At 65.1% G+C, this 6,745-nt stretch carries 4 protein-coding genes; 3 read left to right on the plus strand and 1 reads right to left on the minus strand.

What is annotated here, in order from left to right:
• The 3 genes from U9980_RS17735 to U9980_RS17745 all read left to right on the plus strand — a co-directional run.
• On the plus strand, positions 1-1,645 hold a 1,645-nt coding region (locus tag U9980_RS17735), incomplete at its 5' end, for a hypothetical protein (RefSeq protein WP_322768937.1).
• A 203-nt stretch (positions 1,646-1,848) separates the two neighbouring features.
• A complete protein-coding gene (locus tag U9980_RS17740; RefSeq protein ID WP_416210307.1) occupies positions 1,849-5,616 on the plus strand; it encodes an NB-ARC domain-containing protein in 3,768 nt (1,255 codons plus the stop codon).
• Between the two features lie 139 nt (positions 5,617-5,755).
• On the plus strand, positions 5,756-6,199 hold the full coding sequence (locus tag U9980_RS17745; RefSeq protein ID WP_416210308.1) for a DUF6444 domain-containing protein: 444 nt from the start codon (positions 5,756-5,758) through the stop codon (positions 6,197-6,199).
• Positions 6,200-6,240: 41 nt separating this feature from the next.
• Here the strand turns inward: U9980_RS17745 and U9980_RS17750 are convergent, their stop codons facing one another.
• Complete coding sequence (locus tag U9980_RS17750; protein ID WP_322768938.1) at positions 6,241-6,363, minus strand: hypothetical protein; 123 nt, start codon at positions 6,361-6,363, stop codon at positions 6,241-6,243.
• Positions 6,364-6,745 lie beyond the last annotated feature (382 nt).

Below are 6,745 nucleotides of genomic sequence, written 5' to 3' on the forward strand. Positions count from 1 at the left end.
GGTCACCGTCGCCGCCCGCCACGCCCGATTCCTCGCCCGCCCCTTCGACGACGACAGCCCACCCGGACGGCTGGCCCACGAGCTCAACGTTGCCGCCACCGCCGCCCAGCAGACCCTGCCCGACCCGTCACCCGTCCCCGCCGACCGCTGGCAGCAGGCCGCCGACACCCTCGCGGTCGCCCACGATCTTCTCACCGCCCAGCTCGGACCCGCCGGTGAGCACCGCGGCCCCGACGCCTGGCTCCTGGCCAGCCCGACCGCCGTCGACGCCGCCACCGCCCGCCTCGCCGACATCACCCTGACCGCGGCGATCAGCGCCCGCGAACTCGCCGCCCACACCCCGGCCAACCCGCGCCCTTTCAGAGCCGCACCGCGGGACACCACCACGGACCTGTCGCCCGCGGCACGCACCCTCCGTCACCTTGCCGAACTCGCCGTGCCCGCCAGCCAAATCCACGAACGCTCCTCCCCGCACGGGACCGACAGCGCCCTCGACGACATCCGCCCCCTCCTCGGCGACTACGGCGCCCATCCCCTCGACCGCCAACTCGACCATCTCCGCCTCCTCGCGCACCACCTCAGCCAGCCCGGCGCCACCCCCAACCACCACACACTGATCGCGTTCGCCGACCTCGCTGTGCTGATCGCAGGCCGGGCCCAGACCCTCGCCGCCCAGCGGGCCACCTTCGGTCGAACCGTCGAGAAAATGCGCTACCACGACGCCGCCGACCAGGCCGGGCAGACCATCACCGCCTGGCAGGAGATCTCCCGGTCACTGCGCGACCTCCAGTCGCTGGGAACACACGGCCAGACCGGCCGTCACCTCACCGCCGACGTCGCCCGGCTGATCGACCACACCACCAGTACCGCGGCCCGCGGCGACGTCCGCCAGCTCCCCACCGCGTTCACCGCGATCCGCCGCGCCATCCTGATCCTGCCCGACCTCGCCAGCACCGGCATCGCCACCACCAGTCAGATGATCAGAACGGGAACGCTCACACAGCGCACCCCCGCGGGCAGCTACCGGCCCGTCCCCGATGCCCACGCCCGCGCGCTGCGCCGGACCTACAAGACGGCCCAACAGGCCTCCCGCGACGTCGTCGCGATCTTCCGCACCCTGACCGGCCCGCAGCCGCTACCCCACCAGGCCGCATACCTCGCCCAGCACACCGCGCCGGTTCCCGCTCTCGCTCCCGCCCCCGCTCCCGCCCCGACGCGATCACCGGCAACCGATCCGGCCCCTACCCGTCCCACCACGCCACCGTTACGCACGGACCCCACCGCGCAGCCGTCAACAGCCACCCGCGTCGAGGCCCGCACCGACGCCCTGCGCATCCACGACCCCCACCACGGCACCCTCGACATCAGCAATGACCTGCTCACCGCCGCCCTCGTCCAACGCGAGGACACCCTGAAAGCCGTTCTCCGGCGATATCCGGACATTCACCTGCACGGCGACGAGCCGCCCATCACCCTCGCCGCCCTCGTCGCTACCCACGCCTCCCACGAACTCCACACCGCGCACCAGCCGACCGTGCCCCCGGCTGCCATCCACAGCAGCGGAATCGACCGCCCGACACCACAGATCTCGGTCACCACCGACCGCCCCACGGCAGCCCATCCCTCCATTGACCTGAACCTGTAGTTCCTTGCTCGAAGGATCAGACCTACCTGGGACTGGCTGTGGGTCAGTGGAACACGGATCCGATCCCAGGCCAAAAGTGTCGCCTTTGTAACTGATAGTGATATTTAGTACAAGTACGGACATGTAGTGGGCATGGCCGGCATCGCAGACCGGTCGGGATCTGGCACATCGGATGACGATGGCATGCTGGAGGAGTGACCGACATGGCCGGGAGAGATAGCAGCTCGGACATCTCCGCGCCATATCGTCAAGGACCCGGCCTGGATGGAGCATCAGGCGACGGACGAAAAATATCAGCAGACGAGATCCCGATAGCCCGGAAGGACCTTGACGCGTTATTGATCGCCGTAGCAGAAGCTTTCCCAACGGAGCCGGATGCTAACCTCATTCTGAGAAAGATTGGCCTTCCTCGATATCGGCAGCCAAATATGGGAAATTCTACACCTGAAACCTGGTGGCATGCCGTCTTTACCGAGTTCGACAGAGGCGTGATAACGAACCCGTATGGCATGCTGTTAGCCAAGGCACTGAAGCGGTTCTCCGACAATCCGACATTTCGCGAGCTCAACGAACGTTATGCCCTGCCGGTCACCGCGAACAAAAATACGCCGGAGACATCGCCACTGGTTTCGGACGTGATCCATACAGAAAGTCGGAAAAATCGGCCGTTTATGGTGCCGCCCTTGCTCGTTCCGGCGATTTCACGACCAGACCACGCTGATCGTCTTCTAGAGGTCCTGACCGTCCCCGATGAAGATCTTTTAGGAATGACAAGCGCGGTCGAGGGAACGGGTGGATTCGGTAAAACCACCCTGGTGCAGATGGTATGCTCGCTACCTCAGGTGCGCCAGCGTTTCCCTGGCGGTGTGTTATGGACAGCCGTTGGCGAGAACACGGCTGGTCCCGACTTGGCAGAGCGAGTCAACCAGCTCTGCGAGGTACTCTCCCTCCGACGGCCGACAACCTCAGATCCCGTCGTGGCCGGCATCCGGCTCGGTGAGCTCCTGGACACCCGCGAAGCGACCCTACTGATCGTCGATGACGTGTGGACCCGGACACAACTTGACCCGTTCCTGCGCGGGGGACAGCAATGCCACCGGCTGGTCACAACCCGGAACCGGGGAGTAGTGCCTCGCGAATGCACCCCGCTACTGGTTGATCAGATGAGCCGCGATCAGGCCACCGAGATACTGATTGCAAACGTCGACGACCTTCCAGATGCCAAAATTGCTCAATTGTTGAGTCTAACTGGTTGCTGGCCTGTGCTACTGAGTCTGGTAAACCGTGCCCTTGTCGAGTACGTGCGCGAAGAAGGAGCCGGGCCGGCGCAAGCCGCCACCTGGCTGATCAGCCGTCTGGAGGCCAACGGTCCCACCGCCGTTGACATCAACGACGCCGAGAGCCGGTCCGCCGCAGTTGCTGCGACGATGACCGCCAGCCTCGATCTACTTACCGAAGACGAGCGGGACCGCTACGTCGATTTGGCAATCTTTCCCGACGATGTCAACATCAACATGCTCAGTATGCTGTGGGAAACCCGGGGCGAGTTCAACCTTTCCAAGGTGCACGCGCTACGAGACAAGCTGCTTCGGCTCAGGCTTGCGTCCGGAGTGTGGGACGATCAGCATCCATTGCTGCGACTACACGACGTCATCCGATCCTACCTGCGGCACCGTTCCGGCACAACCGCGCAAGTCGCCACCCACAACGCGTTCATCGACGCTGCCCGTCAACAATTCGGCATGCATACCGAGACCAACGGGCTGCCGACATGGTGGACCCTGCCAGACGATGCGGGCTATCTGTGGCGTCAGCTCGTATTCCACCTGGCCGAGGCCGGACTGGATGACCAAGCGGCAACCCTGGTATGTGATCTACGTTGGGTCGAAAAGAAGATCAGAGTGTTGGAATCAACCCTCCCGGTCGAGGCGGACTGCGCCTTGGTCAGCAGACGTCTGGCCGTGGATGGGAAATCTACGGCGGCACGGCTCGGTCACGCACTCAGGCAGTCCGCGCACCTCCTTGCTCCGATCAACCGATCACCGGCCCTCGGCGCGACCTTGGCAAGCCGGCTCGACAATGTCGCGGGTCTGGAAACACTCACCGACCAATATCGGACCTGTCTGCCGACCCCCCGTCTCGACCCAGCATGGCCGCTACCCGACCGGGCCGACCCTCGCCAACGGTGCACTTTTGCCACCCACAACGGTGGTGTGAACGGGGCCGCGTATTCCCCGGACGGAACCCTGCTCGCCTCCGCCGGCGACGACGGGACAGTGCAGATCCGGGACGTCGCCACCCGCGACCTGAGGGCGACTTTCACCAGCCGCACCGGCGCAGTGAGCGGGGTGTCGTTCTCCCCGGACGGAGCCGTGCTTGCCACCAGCGGGGACGGGACGGTACGGATCTGGGACGTCGCCGACGAAACCACCCGCACCACGCTGACCGACCACACCGGCTGGGTAAACGACGTGGCGTTCTCCCCAGACGGAGCCCTGCTCGCCTCCGCCGGGAACGACAGGACCGTCAGAATTTGGAAGGTAAACGCGGCAGCGCCACACGCCACACCGTTCAATCATAACAGCGCCGTGTGCGGCATGGTGTTTTCCGCAGACGGCACCCTGCTCGCCTCCGCCTGCGACGACGGAACGGTGTGGATCTGGGACGTCGCCCACGGAACCGCCCGCACCATGCTGACCGACCACACCGGCACGGTGAACGGGGTGGCGTTCTCCCCAGACGGAGCCCTGCTCGCCTCCGCCGGGAACGATGACACGGTGCGCGTCTGGGATGTTGAGACCGGAACGCCGCGCATCACGTTGGTCGGCCACTCCGACTGGGTGTATGGCGTGGCGTTCTCTCCCGATGGTGTTTTCCTCGCCTCCGCCGGTGGGGACGGAGCGGTAAAGATCTGGGACGTCGCCCGTGGGACTATCCGCACCACGCTGACCGGTCACACCGACTGGGTGTACGATGTTGTATTCGCCCCGAAACCTCCAAAAACATCGCTTTCTGATCCGGCTCCAACGGATATCATGCTCGCCTCCGTGAGCAACGACGGAACAGTACGAATCTGGGATTTCACCACCGCGCTGACGCACACGATGGCGGCCATCCAGGCCGACGGAATACACGAGGTCGCATTCTCCCCGGACGGCAGGCTGCTCGCCTCCGCCGGTAGCAGCGACCAAACGGTGCAAATCTGGGAGGTGGATACCGGGACAAAGCTTACCGCACTGCGTGGCCACGCCGGCAGGGTCAGCGGGATCGCGTTCTCCCCTGATGGCGCCCTACTCGCCTCTGTCCGCAGCGATGAACCAGTCCGAATCTGGGATGTCCTCACCGGTGATCTGCAAAGCATCTTCACTGGCCACACCGGTATGCTGACAAACCTCGCCTTCTCTCCAGACGGCGCCCTGCTTGCCTCGGCCGGGAACGATGGCCTGGTGCGAATCTGGGAAGTGAAGAGTGGCACCATACAAGCCACACCAAGCAGCCATATCGGCGTGACCGCCGTGGCATTCTCGCCGGACGGACTCCAGCTCGCCTCCGCTGGGGGCGACGAGACGGTGCGACTCTGGGATGTCGCCAGCGGGGCCGCCCGTGCCATCCTGACCGGTCACGCCGGCTGGGTACACGACGTGGCGTTCTCTCCTGACGGAACGCTACTCGCCTCCGCAAGCAGCGACGCGAAGATCAAAATCTGGGATGTCGCCACCAGCGGACTGCTAACCAGCCTACTTGGTCACACCGGCACGGTGAAGGGCCTGGCCTTCTCCTCAGACGGATCCCTGCTTTCCTCCGTCGGCGAGAACGATCATTCAATACGCGTCTGGGATGTCGCCGACGGCACATGTACAGCTGCGCTCCGCGTAGCGGCGCCATTGTTTGGCTGTGCCTGGCACCCCCACAAACAGGCCATCGCCCTGGCGGGAGCCGCAGGCACATACCTGCTCAACTACCAAAGTTGAAAATGCACGATCCGGCCAAAAAGGCGGGAACCTCCAGCGCCTGGAGGTGTCAATTCAGGGGGTCGCTGGCCTGCGGGGATGCGTTGAGGAAATACAGCGGGCCAGTTCTTTGATCTCCATCCGGTTCTGACAATGATAATTGTTTGTCTCTGCTGCCTCCTCGCCGCCGTATGCGGAGGCGGAGGCGTTGCGTGCGGCCAATATCCGACTGCGGGCGGAGTTAGCCGTCGAGCGGGAGGCCCTCCGGCTGTTGGAGCTGCGGCTAGCCGAGCTGGAACGCCGGCTCGGAATGGGCAGTGCGAACTCCTCGACGCCGCCGTCGAAGGAGCCGATCCGGGCGAAGGCCACGCGGAAGGCGGCCCGCCATGCCTCTCAGCGGGAGCGGTCGAAAGACCGCGAGGCCGGTGGGCAGAAGAGCCGTACGGGCAGGGGGCTGATGCCTGCGGCCGACCGGACCGCACCGAGCGGGCCGTCCCGCCGGCGCGCAGTGTGCGAGCTGCCGGGGAGACCTAACGGGCCGGCACGGATGCGGGCCAGGCGTGGGCGCAGGTGTGGGACACCGCGCCGGTCGCCCTCTCACTGAGCTGAGTCCCGCCCCGACCCCCGAACAGAACCCAGCTCGGCTCAGATGCCGAAGTCGCGTCCGATCAGTTGTTTCATGATCTCGTTGCTGTCGGCCCAGATCTTGGGTGCCTGGACCTCTAATTCCCGCAATAGTTGACCGCAGAAGCCTGGAAACCCTGCCACGCCTTATGGGGTAATCGTCACTATATATCCGCCGAATATCAGGCCGAAGGTAGCAGACTCCCGAGTCCTGCGATCATCACCGCTGGCCAGAGTCCGCCCGTCCAAAGCAAACGCCAGCGGCATTCGCGGGGTCGGCGTAGCCGGTCAGGGGATCTCCCAGTGGGCAGGGAGCCGGAGCCCCGATGCGACCACGCAGAGGCGGCAACGAAGACGGCGCCGATGCCGGCCCGGGGTCCGAGACTGCGTGACCGACGTCTTATGGGCTAAATGCCGCATCCTGCATTCCCCAAGGATGATCGCTCCATCCCGGGTCGGGTAGAGCGGTGTGCGGGAGGTATCCGGTGAAGTGATCGGCGGTGGCGGTCAGCGTCCGGTGGAGATC

Source organism: Protofrankia sp. Cr1, from assembly GCF_963555865.1.
In the GTDB taxonomy this organism is placed as follows: Bacteria; Actinomycetota; Actinomycetes; order Frankiales; family Frankiaceae; genus Protofrankia.

Coding starts and splice junctions, on each gene's coding strand:
- U9980_RS17740 (WP_416210307.1), top strand. CDS start 1,849: ATGGCCGGGAGAGATAGCAGCTCGGACATCTCCGCGCCATATCGTCAA.